The 21949-nt window shown below is 35.0% G+C and carries 13 protein-coding genes and 1 pseudogene; 3 read left to right on the top strand and 11 right to left on the bottom strand.

The window, feature by feature from the left end; genetic code table 11:
- Positions 1-13: 13 nt before the first annotated feature.
- The 7 genes from wecC to B9Y87_RS06325 all read right to left on the bottom strand — a co-directional run bounded on the left by wecC (position 14) and on the right by B9Y87_RS06325 (position 10369).
- Complete coding sequence (gene wecC / locus B9Y87_RS06355; RefSeq protein WP_085497272.1) at positions 14-1225, bottom strand: UDP-N-acetyl-D-mannosamine dehydrogenase; 1212 nt, start codon at positions 1223-1225, stop codon at positions 14-16.
- Positions 1225-2349, bottom strand: coding sequence for a non-hydrolyzing UDP-N-acetylglucosamine 2-epimerase (gene wecB, locus B9Y87_RS06350; RefSeq protein WP_085497566.1), 1125 nt, complete (start codon positions 2347-2349; stop codon positions 1225-1227). The genes wecC and wecB overlap by 1 nt, the downstream gene beginning before the upstream one ends.
- A gap of 183 nt (positions 2350-2532) precedes the next feature.
- The gene (locus B9Y87_RS06345; protein WP_085497270.1) at positions 2533-3438 is read right to left on the bottom strand and encodes a hypothetical protein; all 906 of its coding nucleotides are present in this window, start codon (positions 3436-3438) and stop codon (positions 2533-2535) included.
- Positions 3438-4823 (bottom strand): MBOAT family O-acyltransferase, encoded by a 1386-nt coding sequence (locus B9Y87_RS06340; protein ID WP_085497268.1) that lies wholly within the window; start codon positions 4821-4823, stop codon positions 3438-3440. Before B9Y87_RS06340 ends, B9Y87_RS06345 begins: the two co-directional genes overlap by 1 nt.
- A 399-nt stretch (positions 4824-5222) precedes the next feature.
- A complete protein-coding gene (locus tag B9Y87_RS06335; protein ID WP_085497266.1) occupies positions 5223-6413 on the bottom strand; it encodes an O-antigen ligase family protein in 1191 nt (396 codons plus the stop codon).
- Complete coding sequence (locus B9Y87_RS06330) at positions 6410-7714, bottom strand: oligosaccharide flippase family protein (RefSeq protein ID WP_085497264.1); 1305 nt, start codon at positions 7712-7714, stop codon at positions 6410-6412. The genes B9Y87_RS06335 and B9Y87_RS06330 overlap by 4 nt, the downstream gene beginning before the upstream one ends.
- 1083 nt (positions 7715-8797) lie before the next feature.
- Positions 8798-10369: an Ig-like domain-containing protein gene (locus B9Y87_RS06325; RefSeq protein ID WP_085497262.1), complete on the bottom strand. Its 1572-nt coding sequence runs from the start codon at positions 10367-10369 to the stop codon at positions 8798-8800.
- A gap of 1563 nt (positions 10370-11932) precedes the next feature.
- Here B9Y87_RS06325 and B9Y87_RS06320 point away from each other — a divergent pair.
- Entirely contained in the window at positions 11933-13039 is a 1107-nt protein-coding gene (locus B9Y87_RS06320; protein ID WP_317045114.1) for an acyltransferase family protein, read from the top strand.
- Positions 13040-13589: 550 nt separating this feature from the next.
- Here the strand turns inward: B9Y87_RS06320 and B9Y87_RS06315 are convergent.
- The 4 genes from B9Y87_RS06315 to B9Y87_RS06300 form a co-directional block, all read right to left on the bottom strand.
- Positions 13590-14870, bottom strand: coding sequence for a nucleotide sugar dehydrogenase (locus B9Y87_RS06315; protein ID WP_085497258.1), 1281 nt, complete (start codon positions 14868-14870; stop codon positions 13590-13592).
- A gap of 75 nt (positions 14871-14945) precedes the next feature.
- Positions 14946-15944 (bottom strand): SDR family oxidoreductase, encoded by a 999-nt coding sequence (locus B9Y87_RS06310; protein WP_085497256.1) that lies wholly within the window; start codon positions 15942-15944, stop codon positions 14946-14948.
- A gap of 76 nt (positions 15945-16020) precedes the next feature.
- The gene (locus tag B9Y87_RS06305; protein ID WP_085497255.1) at positions 16021-17061 is read right to left on the bottom strand and encodes an NAD-dependent epimerase; all 1041 of its coding nucleotides are present in this window, start codon (positions 17059-17061) and stop codon (positions 16021-16023) included.
- 142 nt (positions 17062-17203) lie between these two features.
- The gene (locus B9Y87_RS06300) at positions 17204-18601 is read right to left on the bottom strand and encodes a nucleotide sugar dehydrogenase (protein ID WP_085497253.1); all 1398 of its coding nucleotides are present in this window, start codon (positions 18599-18601) and stop codon (positions 17204-17206) included.
- 282 nt (positions 18602-18883) lie between these two features.
- On the opposite strand from B9Y87_RS06300, the pseudogene B9Y87_RS06295 reads away from it, so the two are divergent.
- A pseudogene (locus B9Y87_RS06295) lies at positions 18884-19975 on the top strand (DegT/DnrJ/EryC1/StrS family aminotransferase).
- Positions 19972-21921: a polysaccharide biosynthesis protein gene (locus tag B9Y87_RS06290; RefSeq protein WP_085497252.1), complete on the top strand. Its 1950-nt coding sequence runs from the start codon at positions 19972-19974 to the stop codon at positions 21919-21921. The pseudogene B9Y87_RS06295 and the gene B9Y87_RS06290 overlap by 4 nt, the downstream one beginning before the upstream one ends.
- The last annotated feature ends 28 nt before the right edge of the window (positions 21922-21949 follow it).

The raw sequence follows: 21949 nt of genomic DNA, 5'->3' as shown, positions 1-21949 counted from the left end.
TTTGATTATAATACTATTTAAATACCCCAGCAAAATCCAAAATCACCTTCGATTTTATCTTTTCAAGTGATTTAAATTCCTTGTGGGCCACTAAAAAAACAATAATATCTGCATTTTTATAAGCTGATTTGTAATCTGTCAATTTAAAAATATTATGTTCTTTTATATTTGGTTCCACTATGTAATATTCCTCATTATTAGCATTTTGTAATACCCTTTGCGCTATGTATTTTGCCGGAGACTCCCTTAAATCATCTATATCTGGCTTAAAGGCCAGGCCCATAAGGGCAATTTTCGCCTTTCTTCCATGGTCAAGTTCAAATTTAAGTTTGGTATGCTGTACTTTTTCTGCACACCAGAAAGATTTATAGTTGTTTACTTGCCTGGCAGTGCTTATAATTTTAGACTCCATAGGGTAATCAGAGACTAAAAAATAAGGATCAACAGCAATGCAATGACCTCCAACTCCTGAACCTGGTTGCAAAATATTGACCCTGGGATGTTTGTTGGCCAAGTTAATCAGTTCCCATACATTTATATCGGCCTTATCGCAGATCAAGGAAAGCTCGTTTGCGAAGGCTATTTGTACATCCCTTGAGGAGTTTTCCACTAGTTTGCACATCTCCGCTGTTTTGGCATTGGTAGCATGCAATTCACCTTTTACATATTTGGAATAGAATGCAATTGCTTTTTTTGTTGACTTATCGTCTATGCCTCCAATAACTCGATCGTTATGTACGAGTTCATGCATTACATTCCCAGGAAGTACCCTTTCGGGACAATAGGCTAAAAACAACTTGTTTATTAAGTCTGGCCTTTCTTGGAAGATCAGTTCTTTCATTTTATCTGTAGTTCCCACAGGAGAAGTCGATTCTATTATATACAGATCGCCTTCTTTTAAAAAAGGGATTACTGCTTTTGTGGCTGCTTCCACAAATGAAATATCTGGTTCATTTTTGTCTTTAAAAGGTGTGGGCACCACAATTAGGTAAGTATTTCCTGGTGCCGGCTTAGTGCTAGCTCTAAGAAATCCTTTTTTCACAGCGTTTGCTACAGAATCTTCGAGCGACGGCTCAACGATATGTATTTCACCTCGATTAATAGTATCAACAACCTTTTGGTTAATATCTACGCCATGAACCCGTGTTCCGCCTTGTGCAATTAGTGCTGCTGTGGGAAGACCAATATAACCCAAGCCGATCATTATTACTTCTGCATTGTCCATTATTTCTTTATATTTTGAATAAATTCTACAATTCTTTTGCTTGCATTTCCATCACCGTATGGATTATGTAGTTTGCTCATTTTTAAATATCGTTCAGGATTATTTAAAAGGTCCAAAGTTTCATGTACTATTCTTTCCTGGTCAGTGCCCACTAGTATAACAGTGCCAGCATCGACAGCCTCAGGTCTTTCAGTGGTATCCCGCATGACCAATACAGGTTTCCCTAAGCTAGGTGCTTCTTCTTGCACACCTCCACTATCGGTAATGACAAGTTCGCATTTGTTCATAAGCCAAACAAAGGCGGGATACGCCAATGGAGCTATTAATTTTACATTGTCCAATTTCCCTAAAATTTCATAAACAGGTTTTTGCACTTTGGGGTTTAGATGAACAGGATAAATAATTTGTACATTTTTAGTGGACTCAGATATTTCTTTTAGAGCAGCACAAATATTTATGAATCCTTGCCCATGGTTTTCCCTTCTATGACCCGTGACCAATAATATTCTTTTATTAAAATCTATTTCACTTTTTAATTGCTCTATCTCTTTGTCGTTCATGGTGCCTACCTTTAAAACACTTTCATGCAAAGCATCAATCACGGTATTGCCTGTAATTACAATATTTTCTTTAGAGATACCTTCATTAAAAAGATTGTCATATGAAGTCTGAGTAGGTGCAAAATGATAATCTGCAACTCGTCCTGTTATGGTTCTATTTATTTCTTCTGGGAAAGGGGATTGTTTATTAAAGGTTCGCAATCCTGCTTCAACATGGCATACTTTTGCTCCTGAATAAAAAGAAGCGATGCTTGCTCCCATGGTTGTAGTAGTATCACCATGTACATAAACATAGTCTGGTTGAAATTCTTCTAGAATCGGTTGAAGTCCAGTTATGATATCAGCTGTTAGACTATATAAATTCTGGCCTGGTTTCATTAGGTTTAGATCATAATCCGGTTTAATTTCGAAGAAATCAAGAACTTGATCTAGCATTTCTCTGTGCTGGGCAGTAACACATACTTTAGTTTCAAATGACTTATTTTTTAAAAATGCTTTTACCAAAGGAGCCATTTTTATGGCCTCGGGTCGCGTTCCGAATATAATTAGGTTTTTTCTTTTCATTAAATTTAATATATAGGTTTTATCATTTTGAAGTTTTGAAAAAATGATACTTTTATCATATGAAAATGACAAAAATTAAAGATAGTTAAACAATAGACGAGAATTATATTTTTCTGCTAAAAACCTAGAATTAAGGTTTAATAGTAACAGTGGACGGCAGCTTAGGTTAAAAGAGCTGGATTTTTACTCTTTTTTTATACTATCTCTTAGCATTTCAGAAAATGTAATTGCTCCATTATAATTTAAGTGAATTGGGTCATAAAATAGTTTTCGATGGTGTATTGAGTTAGAAAAATCATAAAATTTGACTTTTGAATATTTTTGGGAAAGCTCTTGCATGTTATTTTTAAAATTGGAATAATCTAAATGTTTTAAGTACGAATGAAATGTTGGTGCCAAAACGAAATATACGGTGTCATTTGATTTGGAAATTCGTTCAAAGGTATCAAGCCATAATTTTTCATTGAACCTGATATTTATGGAATCAACATCACTTGAAATAGTTTCAAATTGTCTAGTACTGAGTACATTGGTATTTCCTTTAAATCCATTCTCGGTTATTGTAGTAAGATTGATATAATCCTTTAGGCTTTCTGACACAAAACCTTTTAGGTTTCCAAAATAAAAAAAAGGATAAGGTAATATTTTAGTTTTAGTTGAAGTTTCTAACGAAGCATATAAATGTGTATTCTTTGGGAGTTTGAGATAATAGTTATAATTGTAATCTTCTCCCTCCTGAATAGGATATTCGGTTAAATCAATACTGACAATTACTTTTCTAGAAATTGAATTATCCAGTTCATCTAATAGCATATAATACCATATCTTATTTCCAGTTCCTGGTAAACCAAAATTATAACCTTTACGGTTAGTTTCTAATATGCTGGGAATAAAATCACCCTCCCCACGTGAACTTCCAAGAATAAGCAGTTTGACTGTTCTGTTAGAAGAATAGAATTTGGTAACTTTTTCGTGTGGTAATGTTTCTGAATCTTCGAAAAGCGTTTTCTCCAGAATTGTTAAGATTATAAATATTGCAACGGTTCCGAAGACCATTACATGGACGAGTAATTTGATAAATTTTGTCATTAGAATTGAAAATAAATAAATTGACCACCGTTTTTTTCAAAGAATAAACAGGTGTATGTAAACATTATGCTCAAAACTAGCGTTTGATATTTTGTTGAAAATATTTGAAATCTTTCTTCAGTTTTATACAATAAAAAAAGAAGAAATACGTGAAATAAAAGTATCACCATTGCCGTTGCACCAATTCCTTGTAACAAATTAGAGAATGAAATAAAAAAGTCATTTTCCACAATAGATCTTAGATAAAGAAAAGCTTCTTCGACAGTTTTAGACCTAAAAAATATCCAAGCAAAAAGCACGGCCAATTGGGTTGTTACAAGTGAGGATAATTTGGGTGTAAATTTATCGACAAAATACATGAATACATGAATTAGTGCCCAAACGATAAAAGTCCAATTTGCCCCATGCCAAAGACCTGAGAGTAGAAAAACGATACCTATGTTTATAGCCCATCTAATTTGAGAGACCCGATTACCTCCTAAAGGAACATACAGATAATCCCTGAACCAAGTGGATAGAGAAATATGCCATCTACTCCAGAATTCATTAATGTTTTTAGCTAAATAAGGGCGATCAAAATTCACCATTAGCTCAAACCCTAGAAGTTTGGCGATCCCGCGGGCAATGTTGGTATAACCGCTAAAATCCAGATATATTTGAAGCCCAAAGAAAAATGAACCAATAATTAATGATAAGCCAGAAGAGGTTTCAATATTATCCCACGTGTTGTTTACATAAACGGCAAAGCCATCACCTAAAACAATTTTCCTAAAAAATCCATTAAGAATTAGAAAAAGACCCTGCAAACCTTTTTCATAATCAAACCTGCGTGATGTTAGCATTTGAGGCAAAAGATTTGAAGCTCGTTCAATTGGTCCGGCAACTAGTTGAGGAAAAAAGGAAACAAAGGAGGCGAATGAAATGAAATCCCTGGTTGGCGCGAGTTGCCTTCTATAGATATCTATTGAATAGGACATAGTTTGGAAAGTATAAAAAGAAATTCCTACAGGTAAAATTATATTTAGGGTCCATGTATTCATTACTTCATAACCTAAATTACCAAGCACCTCTATCCAAGAATCAATGAAAAAATTATAATATTTAAAAAATCCTAACAATCCTAAATTAAACAGGATACTGATCCAAAGAAATATTCTTCTTCTCCTTAAGTTAGTCGAGTGATAAATTTCTAAGCCAACAAAATAATCGACAATTGTCGATATTAAAATTAAGGACAAAAAACGCCAATCCCACCAACCATAAAAAATATATGAGCTTAAAAGAATTATAAAATTTTGTGTTTTTAATTTTTTGTTGAATACAAACCAGTATAAAACAAATACTATTGGTAAAAAAAGAAGAAATTCAATCGAATTGAAAAGCATAATCCAAAAATTTAAAGGGAATAATTGTTAAAAGAACGAATTATTTCGCTTAGATGAGATAAACGAATAAATAATAGCTTTATTATAATCCAATTGGTTTAGATCAATGGATATGGATAATTGGCAACTACTTAGAATTTGGGTCATGTTCGTCTAACATCTCAGCTCAATAAGTTTGTATTGACTTCCATCAAATAGTCAGGCATGTTTAACACACTTTTATCTGTTAAATACGCATTGCATTTTGTCTTAATCATGTTAGGAATTGGAATTTAAGTTAGACTATAGAATGTCAATAAACAAAAAGAAGAAGTAAGTTGGCAAAAATTATTTTTCTTGTCTTTGTACATTAATCATGTTCTTTACCAAATTAATAATAGGAAGTTAATTATTAATGATTTATCTGCTGGAGTCAGAGAAGGAATTACCTTGAATTCCAAATATCATGCCTAATGGAACAAACAATAAAATTGCCATATATATACTCCCTGTGAAAAGATGTTGTATTAAGCCAATAATCAATAGCAAAAGGACGAATAGATATGACTTATTTTTTTTCGTATGGTTTTTTATAAGAATAATTCCCTTTATGAAAATTGGAGAAATCAACATCAAGCCAATAATACCCGTAGCCATTACTATTTCGAGTAAGAAATTATGGGGATAAATACCGCCGATTTCAATTTTTCCTCCAAATATTGGATTATCAAGGAAATGGGCAAAAGCGTCTTTCCACAGTGATTCTCGTCCTCCACCTTTGTCTTCCACGGTATTACCCATTCTTTCGAATAGGCTACTTCCACTAGCTTCCATCGCCCAAATAATTACTGGAATAGATAGTATTGAAAGAGTTATAAATTTTACCTTTTGTTTCAACGCGCTAAAGGATATAAATATGGGAATGGTAAGCATAATCGCAATAAGGGAGCCTCTTGAAGATCCTAACAAAAACATAATAAATGATAAAACGATATTAGTGGAGAGGTATATTATTTGAAATTTATTATTTCTTTTTAAATTCATTAATTTGTATATACATAAAACAATCGTTAATACTCCTGCATACGATAATATCAAAGGGTTGAGAACTTCCTCATTCGATTGATATCTCACCATACTTAATCGTCCAATGCCTTGCATTAAATACTTCCCATATAAGGTAATACTGGCTATTCCTAAAAGGAATCCAGAAGAGATAAATCCATTTATAATGGTTTTTTTATATTTTTCAATGTCTATGGTATAGAATGCTAAGAAAGGAATTACTACATATATCAATGCATACATAGGATACTCATACCAAGTTTTTCCTAATTCATAACCTTTCGAAAAATATTCGGTATAAAGAGTTTTAATTAAATAAAAAACCCAAAAAACTGTAAATAGCACTAAATAATGGTAGTTGTTGTTTTTTATCAGTCGATTTCTAGATTGGTGAATTACTATCAACATTAAAAATGCTATTAATACCCTTGTAGGGACGGAATATAATCTAGATACCCCTGAAAGATTAAAGCTTAACAATATAGCCAGTCCAGCGTAGAATCCACTGTATACAAAAAAGGCGATAATAAATATTAACCTTTTCATATTGTTTTTAGTTTTCTGTGCAGGCTTATTTCATATACCACTCCCATTAAGATTAGAAACAGAATATTGGCCCAAAGTGCACTTTTGGCCAATAATAATGCTCCGTGAACACCGTCATTCACCGTTAATAAATAATACGCAATTCCGAAAATTGAACCATCCCTGATGATTCTAAAAAATAACATAAGCCAGTTTTTGCTTTCTGACATATAGGCTTGGGCATATACATTACTCATGCTTACAAAAATAGTGGTAAACACTGAGATATTTATAACATCTTTTAATCCTGAAAAATTATCTCCATAAGAAGAAGAAATAAAATCTGATAAGAAATAAATGGTTACAGAAAGTAAAAAAGTTACGCAAAAATTAAAAACTAGAATTATTCTTAGTATTCTAAGACGGGCTTTGTCATTACTTAAATTAGCAGATAAATGGGATAAAATTACGTTTCTTAAGATTCCTGGTATATATAGTATTATGGCACTCCAGTATAAGGCAGCAGAACTCAATCCAACCTCTCCATATGTTGACAACTGCACCAACAACAATCCTGTAGAATAGGTGATAATTGAGTAAAAGGCCTCTTGCAATGCAACTGGAGTGGAGAATTTAAGAATTTCCTTTAAAGATATTTTTTTGTTTAAATCCTTATCTGGCGCAACTACATATTTGTTAATAAAGTATCTGAGGAGAAAGTAGTCTAAAATTTGTAATAAGATGGAGGATATGAACGCCCCTGTGAGTCCATAAAAATAGGTTAATAACACTCCGAACAAAAAGTTGCCAACTCCTATGATGGTATTGATTTTAGCCAAGTCTTTGAATTTGCTTAAACCGGCAAGAATGCCTTCTTGGGTTCTACAAATAGATCCAATTAAGATATTAATCGATATTAATTGAAGAAAAAAAGTTAGTTTAGGCGCTTTAAGTAAATGTATTGCAATGTATTCTGCTGCAAAAAATAAAACTATAGTTGCAAAACCACTAAATAAGACTGTTAATTGCTGACAAGACTTAATTATTTGTGATAGCAATTCGGGTTTGGAGGTATGATATTCCGCAATATATTTTGTTGAGGTATAGTTGAGTCCAAAATTTGTAAAGATTAAAATGGAAGCTATAGTGCCATGCACAATACCAAACTCGCCATATATTTCCTTCCCTAATATTCTTGCTATAATAATAACAGTAAGTAGGGACAGTCCCTTGCCCAAAACATTTCCGAAAATAGCCCAAAATGAGTCGTTCACCAATCTACTATTAATTAGTCGCTTATGTAATTTCTGAACATTAAACATTTAGCATAATCGTTTACCTAACATGATAGAATTCTATTAAAATAATTCGTAAGATAGACCGCCGAGGTTTGTGTTATTATTGTTATCTTAAGTTGACAAAGATGATAATACCTTTTTGATAATAACGCATTATCAGTATGAAATACAATAGAATTCGGTGAATAACTTTATGGGAAAATTTTGACATTTATTAGGAATAGTATTTTATGGGAATCATTGGTTCATTTTAAATTTAAAAAAACAAGTTAAAATACAATTTACTATACTTATTAAATTGCTGATAATCAATAATTTAATAATAAATTAAGATAGTATTTTTTAGATGCGGACATCTGAAATCCGGCATTATAAATTAGTGAAAATATATGATTGTACATGTTGAAAATATTAATTGAATATACAGTAATAGTGCAAACTGTTCCATTATAATTAGAGGTCCGGGTTTACCTATCAGGGGGTAATGGCCATTTATCTATTTATGAATTAGTTCATAGGGATTTTATCGGAGTTTGTACTTGCTGCCTATTACATGGAATAAGTCTATTGGATTCCAAGTCAGTTATATTACTACGGAAAAACTTAAAGCAAATTGGCTCTTGGAATAATCCGAAAGGAGAATTACTCTACTAAAGTCTGTACTATCACGTATTTAAGGTTAATACCCTAGGATTATATTATAAGAACAGGCTGCCACATTCGTAACCTATAATGCTTACATTGACCAAGGTCGTCGCCAAAGGTTTATTAAGGAAACTTTGTCCGAAATGTTCAGATACTCCTTAGTGAAAAAGTTATAAATATCATGATTTTTTCAATATTTGAATGATAATTATAATAGGGGATAAGCTGAATCCAATAAGGGTCATCAAGGGAAAAGTAGAGGCTTTAATAAATTTTTTAGGGTGGCCAGGAATTGAATTTTGATGCGATCTCTTAGTTTAAATAGCCAACCGAATTATAGTTCAATTGGCTGAAATAGAAATCGGATATGCAGAAGGCCAGCAAGGTGAGGTCATCTAAAGATTATCCCGAAATCTCATGAAGCTGTCCTGTTCATTGATATTGCAGATTATTTTTTAGTCCTTAATTCACGTATTTAATGAAAGTGTTTTTTAAGGATGGGGTAAATCCGATATACACATTATCTTTGGCGAGGTTAATTGTTCCGTATGGGGCTCTTAGATTATACTCATTTATGGTGGATCCTGCTTCAAATCTTGATGAAGTAACATTGATATTATCTATACCAAGGGTTAGACTTAAATTAGCACCATTTGACCACGTGCAATTATTAAAATGCATATCGTGCGTATCAACGGGAATTACTCTATTATCCCTGCCACCTGATGGCCTACCAACGAAATTTGTGTTCTCAAAAATAATATTTGAAGCCCCTTTTGAGCCACTACCAGAGCCAACTGCCACCATACCTGCTGAAACGCATTGAGTAAGCCCGTTTGAATCCAAATCGTTATTGATTGTACAATTCCTTATAATAAGGTTGCCACAAAATAATTTCCAGCTTCTTCTCTCAAAACCACTAGAAGTAATATTATCGAATACCGTTAGAGCTGGTGTATTGCTAACATTTTGTCCTGGAGAAAAGACTCCAACATTTTGTCCATCAGGTCCATATCCATTCTTAACTGTGGCATTCTTAAACGTAATAGTTGTTGCAATTGTTGGCACTGTCATCCAATACACTAGATAGGCATTAGCAGCACCGACACCGTCCAAATAATCACATTCTGTACCATATCCTGTCAGCCCGTCCGCGTCACACCCATCAAAAATCCAATCACCGTGAGCATCCGAATCATTACCTTCAAATCGAGCCATGATGTGAGTGGGGCTGATATTTGCCGTTGCAGTCTGCCCATAATCTTTTCCGTCTACATTTGTTAAAACCGTCCTACTATATACTGCAAGGCCTATCGTCCCTTTATTATTTGCATCGAGTAATAAGTCCTGCATTGTTGTTGTCCCACCATTGGAAGTCTTTTTATTTATGTTGATCATTGTTAAATTTGCGACATCGGTTATAATCGTTGCTCCGCTCCAATCAATTGTATGTTCAAATCCTTGGGTAATATTTAGTGTACTATTTATCTTAAATATGGCCCCTGCATTCGCGACTAGGGAGCCTTCGGCATTTAAAGCTGCCTGCAAGGCTTTAGTATCATCTGTTTTACCATCGCCAACGGCTCCATATTTACTGAAATTTACTGCATTAGGATCTGTAGGAGTTTTATCGGTAGGTGTAACTGTGACCGTTATACTTCCGGTTTCGGTAGAAACGGAATTGTCGGGATTGGTAACCGTGGTTGTGTAATCAAACTCATCGGTGCCAGTTTCATCCGGATTTGGTGTATAAACAACGGAATTGTCCTCTTGTACCTCTGCGGTTCCCATTTTAGGAGGTGTTACCTCCGTAATGGTTACCTTTTCAGGTTCTTTAAAGGTGTCGTTGTTTAAAGGTTCAATTACAATTGGATTGTTGGCTAAAGTAACTACAACATCATTGACTAAAAAGGCTTGAGGTTGTTCTATTACATATTCTGCTAAAAGATCGGAATCTTTGTTGCAGGAAAAACTTAAAATTAAGACAATAGTAATTAGGGGCAATTGAATAAAATTCGAGGGGCGAAATTTCATAAGTTTAAGACTTTTGTTTAAATGATAATCATTTGGGTTTTACAAATATTATTTATTTTTTTAACATCATCGTTAAAAGACTAGCTATTTTCGATGAACTGCACAAATTGAGTGCAATGGTGGTTTTACGAATGGTTCTATGGGTTTGGATGTTTAGAATAAGTTTATTCGATGAAATGCTCATTTCTTTAAGATTTGGACCGCATAATACCTGGTAATTGTTAATTTTTTAACTATGTTTAGTGGTTTTTAAAAGTTGAATTGGAATTGATGTCACTTCCATATTAAAATGGGTGATATCACCAAAATTATTCATGCCTATACCGTTAAAGACTAACGCTAAAAACATAATTAATATTTTAGTTCTTTACATATAGAAATAAGTGTACAGTGGAAAGAAGTTTTTATAAGCCTATGAGTTACGGTTTTGTATTCTAATGAATAAGAGATATTGAAACTTTAAAAAAGTGTTCCGACATAAAGTAAGGCCTATTTATTTTTGATGGTGTAAGTGTTGCTTTGGAAAGGTCCGATTCTAAGTCTGTATATTTTGCAGTATAACTACTAATTATTTGAATTTGGCTATTATTGGTCTGGAATTGCTTATTAATACCGTGCGTCACTATTTTTACGCAAATCACCTTATGGAAGTTTATTTTTCCTTAGGATTTTAAAATGGAATATATGTATATATTCTAGGTGCGACTGTTTAAGTTTGCTGAAATTAACCCGGCATGCAATTTAACTGGCCTTTACTGCGTTCAACCCTACAAATTTAATTAAGGCTGTTATTTACGGATTATGTTACATAAGTAAGATTCAGTAAATTAAAAAATAGATACGATGTTACTTTGTGAATTATGGAATTGGCCACCAATAGTTAGAAGATCAGCTAATATACCGTAGGGTGCAATATAGTTAATTGCAAATTCAAAAATTAATAGTGTCCTCAATTTACTTACAACTCATTATAAATATAACTTATAGGTGGCATAAATCAAATGCCGTGGTAGAGCTGTAGGGGAATCAAATTCGGCTAAACACCTAATAATTCGACTTACCCTAAGTTGTATAAGTTTATTTTCAATACTTTTTTATGTGCATTTTTCGCCAAAATATATTCATTGGAGCCACTAGTTCCTAGTCAGCTGCCCCATAGCGACCAGTTTTAGGAATCTGTTTGTATTTGGAAATCCTCTTGTGCAATGACAGTCTTAATCGCTCCTGTAAAATTCTTAAGACCATTCCTTGCTATTTTTTGAATTAGAATTTAATCTTGGTCCAGCACCCATTCCTATCTCTTGCAAAATAATGAAATCCCATATTTTTTACTCTGTCAGCAAACCAATGCCATAAAAGTTGCCCTAACCTGATTGCTCATCAATTTTTTCATTTATATGTTATAATAGTCAAAATGATTAAAAAGCTTGCTATTGAAATGGATCTTGTGGAAATGTATGCTAATACTCACAAATTATGGGGATTCTGCTAATTAAGGTGAAAAGCTAACTAAATTCAATTTGCTCAATACTTGCTTTATACGCATAAAGTAGATATATTTGTTTGCTTAAATATTACTGGGTATTATTACATTCCAATACCTGTTTAATTATATTCCTTAAATTGTACCTAAACTCGATTAACACGTACAGAGGTGTGGCTATCTTGTTAATAGTTCTAGCACATTGCTATTCTATAGCAGGTATTCGAATAGATACCACCTTAGAAAAAGTGTTCTCGAATATTATATCTGGTAGTACAATTCATTTTGTTTTTATTTCCGGATTCCTCTTTCATCATATTTTCTATCAGAAGTTAAAAACGAACAGTTTTTTCTTGTCTAAAGTGAAGCGATTATTGATACCCTATACTTTTCTGTCAATTGTGCCAATTTTATTTAAAATCTATGCTGAGCCTGATTTCTGGAATGCTCATTTACCTCTTACGGGAGACGGTGCTTTGCATGAATATGTAATCCCTGGCTTAATGTTCTATATCACTGGTGATCATTTGGTGGCGTATTGGTACATTCCATTTGCATTGTGCCTTTTTCTAATGTATCCCTTGCATATAAAATTCATAGAAACCAAGTTGAGAAATCAAGTAATTATTTTTGGGGTATGTTTTATGACAGCTATGCTTATTCATAGGCCAATAAATAACCTTGCCATTTTACAATCGGTTTTGTATTTTACTCCCGCATATTTATTAGGTATTCTGTGCTCTATGAACAAGGCTTTTATCTATGCAAAACTACAAGGAAAGGAATTTTTGTTTTTGACAGCGGCCATAGTTTTGGCGGTTGTTCAGGCACTTCTAGGGAGGCATAACAATTATCAAAAACTTCCTTTTATTTACGATGGTATTGATTTGATTCTTCTGCAAAAATCGTTTCTATGTATCTTTTTTATGGTCTTTTTATACAAATTTGAGCATTCCAGTAATAGGTTGCTAATGCTTTTGGCTTCTACGAGTTTTGGTATTTATTTTATTCATGCGTATGTATTGTACGCTTTAACTTTGTTAAAAACTGAATTTGAAATAAAAATAAGCTATAATTGGCCGATATACTTTGTGATATCGGGAATAATAGTCGCCTCTAGTATGCTTTTAGCGCTTTTGATGAAAAAACTATTTCCAAAATACGCCGTATATATTACAGGATACTAGTTTTGAGAAAATCAGTGATGTTTTGTTTTGTAGCTGAGTTCCCCAATTTCTTTAATTTGTTTTTTGTGCCAACTTTTCAAACAATTTTCTATAACAGACCTTGTTTCGACTATCTTCCCGGCCTTTTCTCTTGTTCTCCAACCTTGAAGAGTCCTTCCGCTGATAATACGCCTTAATAGGATATGTCTATGGAAAGAACTAAACGCACTATGGGTAGCATGAGGGGTTGGTAGGTAGTGGTCGTCTGGACTCCTCGGCTTAACCCGTTTGTTCCTCCTACGTTCTGATGGAAAACTGGATTGCAAAATAGGTTTTGTCCGAGGTGTATTAGCTCCATTTATTTTACTGCCTATGGTAGTTGACCTTGGTCCTAGTTGTATATTGTTCGTCTATTTTTTTACCTTCTGTTCTCTTCGTTTATTGATAATTTAATGGCGTAAAGCATATTGTGCCGGAAAAAAAATAGTGTTCTTGTACAACTAGAAATATGCCGTTAATCATTTCCTTGAACTAATTTGTAATTCTACTTAATGATACATCATTGGCAAAATCATAACCTACCATTAATATTTCCCCCTAAAACTCCTTTAACATCATAAACTATTCCGTTTGTTCTTAATAATGAATTTAGGTCAAGGCTTAAAAATTGATTATGGGCTACAGTTAATACAATACCGTCATAGGTCTTTTTTGGTAGCTGGGTATAAGTAATTAAGTTGTATTCGTGTAGAACCTCTTCAGTAGAGGCCCAAGGGTCAAAAACGTCTATTTTTGCACCATAGCTACTTAGATTGTTAATTACGTCTACAGCTTTCGTGTTACGTACATCTGGACAATTTTCTTTAAATGTTATGCCCAAAACCAAAATATTGGCACCTTTTACCTTAAGGTCGTTTTGTACCATTAACTTTACCACCTCAGCCGCTACATAGTTGCCCATACTGTCGTTCATTCGTCGCCCTGCCAAAATTATTTCTGGGTGATATCCATATTCTTGAGCTTTTTGGGCTAGATAGTAGGGGTCTACCCCAATACAATGGCCTCCTACCAAACCTGGGCTAAAGGGGAGGAAATTCCATTTGGTGGCAGCTGCTTTCAAAACTTCCTGAGTGTCGATCCCCATTAGATTAAAAATTTTGGCCAATTCGTTAACAAAGGCAATGTTGATATCCCGTTGCGAATTTTCGATAACTTTTGCAGCTTCGGCCACCCGGATACTCGGGGCCAAATAGGTTCCGGCGGTGATAACCGATTTGTAAAGTTGATCTACTTTTTTTCCAACTTCCGGGGTGGAACCTGAAGTTACTTTTAATATCTTTTCAACAGTGTGTTCCTTGTCGCCCGGATTGATTCTTTCGGGGGAATAACCGGCAAAAAAATCAAGGTTGAATTTTAGTCCACTTATATTTTCTATAATTGGGATACATTCTTCTTCCGTTGCACCTGGATAAACGGTGGATTCATAGATTACAATATCTCCTTTCTTTATAACCTTCCCGATAGTTTCGCTAGATTTAAACAGAGCAGTTAAATCAGGCTTATTGGCATTGTCCACTGGGGTGGGCACGGTAACAATGTAGTAATTGCAGTGTTTTATATCTTCAATTAGCTCTGTACAAAAAAGTCCTGTTTTTGCATTGGGTGTGTCCTTGATTACTAATTTTAATGCGGTATTGGACACTTCCTTGGTATAGTCCATTCCTTGGCGCAACTGTTGTATCCTTGACGTATTAATATCAAATCCTACTACAGGATATTTGGTGGCGAATAAATGTGCCAATGGCAAGCCTACATAACCCAAACCAATTATGGCGATTTTGATATCGTTCATGCAATCATTATTTAAAACTAATTTTAAGTACAATACTTTCTCCGGCTTTCTAGGACCAATGGGCTACATTTTGATTTATTTCAAATTATCCCAATACCAGGATACGGCTTCTTTTAGGCCTTCTTTTAAATTATGGGTTGGCTGGTAATCCAATAAATCTTGAGCTTTTTGGATAGAGGCTAGGGAATGTGGTACATCGCCCTCCCGTAATGGGCCGTAGGTGGTATCAATATCCTTTATTTTAGGGTCATACTTAGACAGGTAATCCTTAAGTATTGTTATTAGATCATTCAAAGAAGTACGCTCGCCAAAAGCAATGTTGTAAACACTGTTCACTGCTTGCTTGTTTTTTGTTGCCAGGGCTTTAATATTGGCCTGAATAACATTATCGATATAGGTGAAATCCCGGGAAAAGCTTCCATCGCCATTAATGTTGGGCGATTCGTTTTTCATAAATTGCATTACGAATTTGGGGATAACTGCCGCATAAGCTCCTTTGGGATCCTGTTTTCTTCCGAAAACATTAAAATAACGCAGACCTATAGTTTCCATACCATAGGTTTTTGTAAATATATCTGCATAAAGTTCATTTACGTATTTGGTAATTGCGTAAGGGGATAAAGGTTTTCCAATAACCTCTTCAACTTTTGGTAACCCTTTGGAATCTCCGTAGGTGGAGGAGCTAGCTGCATACACAAAGCGTTTTACTTTTGAATCCCTTGCGGCAACCAGCATATTCAAAAATCCGCTTACATTTACTTCATTGGTCGTAATAGGATCTTTTATTGATCTTGGGACCGATCCCAAAGCCGCTTGGTGCAATACGTAATCCGTATTATTACAAGCTGTTTTACAGTCCTCTAGGCTTCTTATATCCCCTTCCAAAAGCGTGAAATTTTTATTTTTCAGAAGATGGGAAATATTTTCAATTTTTCCTGTTACAAAATTATCCAGGCACAATACTTTGTTGCTGTTATTTACAAGAAATTCGCATAGATTGGATCCAATAAATCCAGCCCCTCCTGTTACCAGTACAGAATATTCTTTTGGGAATTTTAATTCTTTAATAGTCATATTTGTTTTAAAGGAAGATTCTTTTGTAGTTTAAAAAGTGTTCTAAGGTTAGAAAATAAAGGGGAGGACATAGAAATTAAGCTTTTGTCTCTTTTTTTGGTATGTTATAGAAATTACAGAACCAATCGGTAAAGGACTTAACGCCATCCGCTATATCGGTTATTGGTTGGTATTCGTAATCTTGAATAAGTCGATCAATGTTGGCCCAAGTTTTTCGTACATCGCCAGGTTGTATGGGTAACATTTTTTTGATAGCCTCCCTGCCCAAGTTCTTTTCAATTTCCCTAATAAAATCCAACAATTTAACAGATTGATTGTTTCCAATATTGTAAATCTTGTACAACTTTGTCTGGTTTGTCCATTTTTTTTCAACTACACTTATAATGCCCGTCGTTATATCATTTATGTGGGTGAAATCACGTTCCATTTCACCATTATTGAAGACCTTTATAGGTTTTCCTTTTACAATAGCTTCAGTAAAAAGAAAAAGTGCCATATCCGGCCTACCCCAAGGCCCGTAAACCGTAAAAAAGCGTAGTCCCGTAGTAGGAATTTTATATAAATGGCTGTAAGTATGTGCCATTAGTTCGTTACTCTTTTTTGTTGCTGCATAAAGGCTTATGGGGTGGTCTACCTGATCATCTTCATGGAAGGGGATATTTTTGTTAAGACCGTACACACTGGAACTACTGGCGTAAATAAAATGTTGGATTGAATGGTGCCTGCAACATTCCAAAATATTGGCATAGCCGACCACATTGGAATCTATGTACACTTCGGGGTTGTCTATGCTGTAACGTACTCCTGCTTGGGCAGCCAAATGACATACCTTGTCAAATTTTTCTCTCTCGAAAACTTTGGGAAGCCTTTCCCGGTCGGCAATGTCCATACGGATAAATTGGAACTGGTCTCCGTATAATGTTCCGGTGCAACCAAGGTGCAAAAGCTCGGCCTTGTCCTTGGAAATGCCCAATTCTTTTAGTCGTGCGTATTTGAGTTCAATATCGTAATACCTGTTAATATTATCAATCCCGACCACCTGATGCCCTTTGTTCAGTAAAGATCGAGTAACGTGAAACCCTATAAAACCCGCAGAACCAGTAACTAGTATTTTCAAAAGAATTTGTTTTTCACAAATATCGGAAAAATTGACAAGTGGGTTGGATTCTCCCTACATTTAATAGTGTTTTAGTTTTGCATGCCTATATTTTTATACTAATCCTGTGTCGTAAATGTCAATTCATTTTTCTTACCGCTTCCTATGATTCTCCAATCTTATAGTAGTTAAACCCTAATTCGGTCATACTTTCTTTATCCAAAAGTCTTCTCCCATCAAAAACAAAGGCTGGTTTTAGCATATTTTTGAAAATTTCGGACCAATCGTAGTTCTTAAACTCATCCCATTCTGTTAGTATGGCTATAGCATGGGCATCCTGAATGGCCTCTATAGGTTGTTTGGTAACTTTCAATAAGCGGCGGTTTTCTTCGGGCGTTCTGGTATTTAAATAATCCAGGTCTGCATAAATTTGTTTTTCAGAAACCTTTGGGTCATAAACCACGATTTCAGCTCTTTCTTCCAAGAGTGCATCGGCAACGTATATGGCTGCGGACTCCCTAGTATCATTGGTGTCTTTTTTAAAGGCCCAGCCAAAAAACACTATTTTTTTGCCCGAGACGGTATTGTACAGCGTAGAAATAATATTTTCGGCAAAACGTCTTTTTTGGTAATCGTTCATGATAATTACTTGTTCCCAGTAATCCGCAACTTCCTGAAGGCCAAAACTACTGGCAATGTAAACCAAATTAAGGATGTCTTTCTGAAAACAGGATCCCCCAAAGCCTACTGAGGAATTTAAGAATTTGGATCCTATTCTACTGTCATACCCTATGGCTCTGGAGACTTCAGCGACATTGGCATCCGTTTTTTCACATAATGCAGAGATAGAATTTATAGAGGAAACTCTTTGTGCTAAAAAGGCATTGGCAACCAGTTTGGAAAGTTCCGAAGACCAAACGTTGGTCTGTAAAATGCGTTCCTTTGGAAGCCAATGCTCATATATGGCACTTAGAGTGTTCTTAGCTTCTTTTCCAGAAGCAGTTTCATCCCCGCCTATTAAAACACGGTCCGCTTTTAATAAATCTTCTATAGCGGTTCCTTCCGCCAAAAATTCAGGATTCGAAAGAATTTCAAAAGCCACTCCATTACCTGTATTGTCCAATATACTTTTTATGGCGCTTGCGGTTCTTACCGGAAGTGTAGATTTTTCAACTACTATTTTATCATTTTTAGCTACTCGGGCAATATTACGTGCGCATAACTCTATGAATTTCAAATCGGCTGCTTGTCCCTTGCCTTTCCCGTAGGTCTTTGTGGGAGTGTTAACGGATATGAATATTATTTCCGCCTCATCAATGGCTTTGTCAACCTCTGTGCTGAAGAATAAGTTTTTACCTCTGGTTGTTGCCACAATTTCACTAAGACCGGGCTCGTAAACCGGTAAATTATCTAGATTGGAATCGTTCCATTGATTAATACGTTCTGCATTTATATCCACAACAGTAACTTTTATTTCTGGACATTGACTGGCAATGACCGACATGGTGGGTCCGCCAACATAGCCTGCCCCTATGCAACAAATCTTGGTAACTTTCTTCATTAGTTTTAGGATAATTATTTAATGCAAAGATTAAAAATTAATTCAAATGACTTAGGCTTTTAGCGCAACGAAGCTTATATTTATAGATAAATTGTTCAGAAACCTCGATAAAACCTCGAGATATTAATACGAGCAGTATTTAATCGATATATTTCAATCTTGAACGAATTATTCGAGCAAGATGCGGTTCTACTCGAAACTATAGTTAATTTTACATTGCAATTAATTAAACAACCCCAAGTTTTGATTACAAAAACTAAAATATGGCTTTCATCACCGCACATGGGTGGTAACGAGCAAAATTATGTTCAAGAGGCCTTTGATACTAATTGGATAGCGCCACTTGGTCCCAATGTAAATGCTTTTGAAGATTCAATTTAAGATTATTTAGGCAATTCCATGAAGGTGGCGGCACTTAGTTCTGGAACTGCTGCTATTCATTTGGCTTTGGAGTTACTTGGTGTAACTTATGGTGATGATGTTATTTGTCAGACATTTACTTTTTCTGCCTCTGCCAATCCTATAACATATTTAGGAGCGCGCCCCATATTTGTAGATAGTGAAAAGGATACATGGAACATTTCGCCTATATTGATGGAACAGGCCATAAAGGATGGCTTGGCGAAGGGCAAAAAGCCTAAGGCAATTATCGCGGTACACTTATATGGTATGCCTTATAAAGTGGATGAGATTAATGCGATTGCTACCAAATATGACATACCTATTGTTGAGGATAGTGCTGAGGCCTTGGGTAGTAAATATAAGAATAGGCCATGTAGCACATTTGGTAAAATAGGTATATTGTCTTTTAATGGTAACAAGATTATAACCACCTCTGGAGGGGGTGCGTTGGTTACCAAGGATGAAGATATAAAAAAGAAGGCTGTTTTTCTAGCAACCCAGGCCAGGGACAACGCTCCGCATTATGAGCATTCCTATATTGGATACAATTATAGGATGAGTAATGTGCTGGCCGGAATAGGTCGGGGCCAAATGGAAGTGATTGAGGACAGGGTTTATAGTAGAAGGACCAATTATAATTATTATAAAGATGAGTTGTCAAACTTATCCGAAATAGAATTTTTGGAAGAGCCCAATGGCTTAAAATCCAATCGTTGGTTAAGTTGTATATTATTGCCTTCTTACGAGATACGTGAAGAAATTAGATTGGCGCTATTGGACGAGGATATAGAGTCCAGACCTTTATGGAAACCAATGCATCTGCAGCCAGTTTTTGTAAATTGTAAGAGATATGTAGACGGCACTTCGGAAGAGTTGTTCCAAAGGGGGCTTTGCCTTCCCAGCGGTTCCAATCTAGAAAAAGAGGATTTGGATAGAGTTATAAAGATAATCTTAAAAGTATTGACCAAATGATACATAATTACCTAACAAGTAGAGCGCAGAAATATACCTCTAAATGGATTGTTTTGGCGATAGATTTAATTTTGGTGGCCATAACCTTTATTTTTTCATATTTAATTAGATTTAATCTAACCCTTGATTTTGATATAAGTAAGTTGGTTTTGCAACTGCCCATTATAGTTTTGATTTCGTTGGTTGCGTTTTTTGTTACTGGTTCTTACAAGGGGGTTGTCAGACATACAGGGGTAAGGGATGTTTACAATATATTTAATGCCATTTGCTTAGCCAGTATAATCACCATTTTTATGATTATTTTGAACAGGGAAATGGAATTTATGGAAGGTTTTACGGTTCCCTTATCTATAATAATCATTCATAGTCTATTGAGTTTTATAGCTTTGACAGCTTCTAGATATATGTTTAAGAATGCCTATTATAACCTAGTAAAGCAATTTAAGATTACTAAAAATGTTATTATTTATGGGGCCGGGGAGTCTGGGATACTGACTCACAATGCCTTGACTGGTCATTCAGGAAGTGTGTCAAGAGTTGTAGGGTATATAGATAGGGACTATGAAAAGGTAGGTAAAAGTATTAATGGGGTCAAAGTATATGCCCCTGAAGTTCTTTCGGAATATTTTATAAAGGCCAATGGAATTAATGAAATCATATTTTCTATTCAAAACATAGAACATAATAGATTAAGGGAGTTGGTGGAAGGGTTGGTGGATTTTCCGGTACAAGTGAAAATAGTTCCTCCTATAGAGGATTGGATCAATGGAGAGTTGAAGATATCCCAGATTAAGCAAGTGCAAATTGAGGACTTGTTGGACAGGGTACCTATCAATATTAAGAACAATCGCATTTCCAAAGAGTTAAAAGATAAAGTAATTGTGGTTACCGGAGGAGCTGGTTCCATAGGAAGCGAGCTGGTAAGGCAAATAGCCAATTATGAATATAAATCCCTAATCGTGATCGATCAGGCCGAGTCCGCCTTGTATGATTTGCAGCAAGAGCTGATACAGAACGGTTTTCATAATTTTATTCCGATTGTTGGGGATATAAGGGACAAAAATAGAATGTCCGGCTTATTTCAGGAGTACAAGCCCAATATGGTGTTTCATGCTGCTGCGTACAAGCATGTGCCATTGATGGAATACAACGCTTACGAGGCGGTAAAAATTAATGTAGCCGGAACCAAGGTGATTGTAGACCTTTCTTTGGACAACAATGTGGACAAATTTATTTTTGTTTCTACAGATAAGGCTGTAAACCCAACTAATGTAATGGGGGCCACCAAAAGGATAGCGGAAATGTATATTAGTTGTTCACAGCAACAGAACAAGACAAAGTTTATTACTACCCGTTTTGGTAACGTTTTGGGATCCAATGGTTCGGTTATCCCGCTGTTTAAAAAACAAATTGAAAAAGGAGGGCCATTAACCGTGACTCATAAGGACATAACGCGATATTTTATGACAATTCCAGAAGCGGCCCAATTGGTATTGGAAGCTGGAGGAATGGGGCAAGGCGGCGAAATATTTATTTTTGATATGGGTGAATCGGTCAGGATTTTCAATTTGGCCAAGAATATGATTAAATTATCAGGACTACGATATCCGGAGGATATAGATATCAAGATAACAGGTCTGAGACCAGGTGAAAAATTGTATGAAGAGCTATTGGCTAATGGGGAAAATACCATGCCTACCTATCATAAGAAAATTATGATCAGCAAGTCTAGGGAATTTGACTTCGAAGATGTTAGGTCGAAGATCAATGAATTATGTGTAACTAATATGTTCTTCAATGGTAACCCTGTGGCACTAATGAAGGCTATTGTACCCGAATATGTCTCCAACAATTCTGACCTATGTAAGCTGGACAAGGCGAAAGAAATGAAAGAAGTAGTAGAAAAAACAGAAAATGTAGACGTCAAGAAAATTTTGCAGCCTTAAATTTTACTATACTTGCATTAGAAATTTT

It is taken from the genome of Arenibacter troitsensis (assembly GCF_900177645.1).
GTDB classification, from domain to species: domain Bacteria; phylum Bacteroidota; class Bacteroidia; order Flavobacteriales; family Flavobacteriaceae; genus Arenibacter; species Arenibacter troitsensis.
This window is presented reverse-complemented; position numbering and strand designations above follow the sequence as displayed.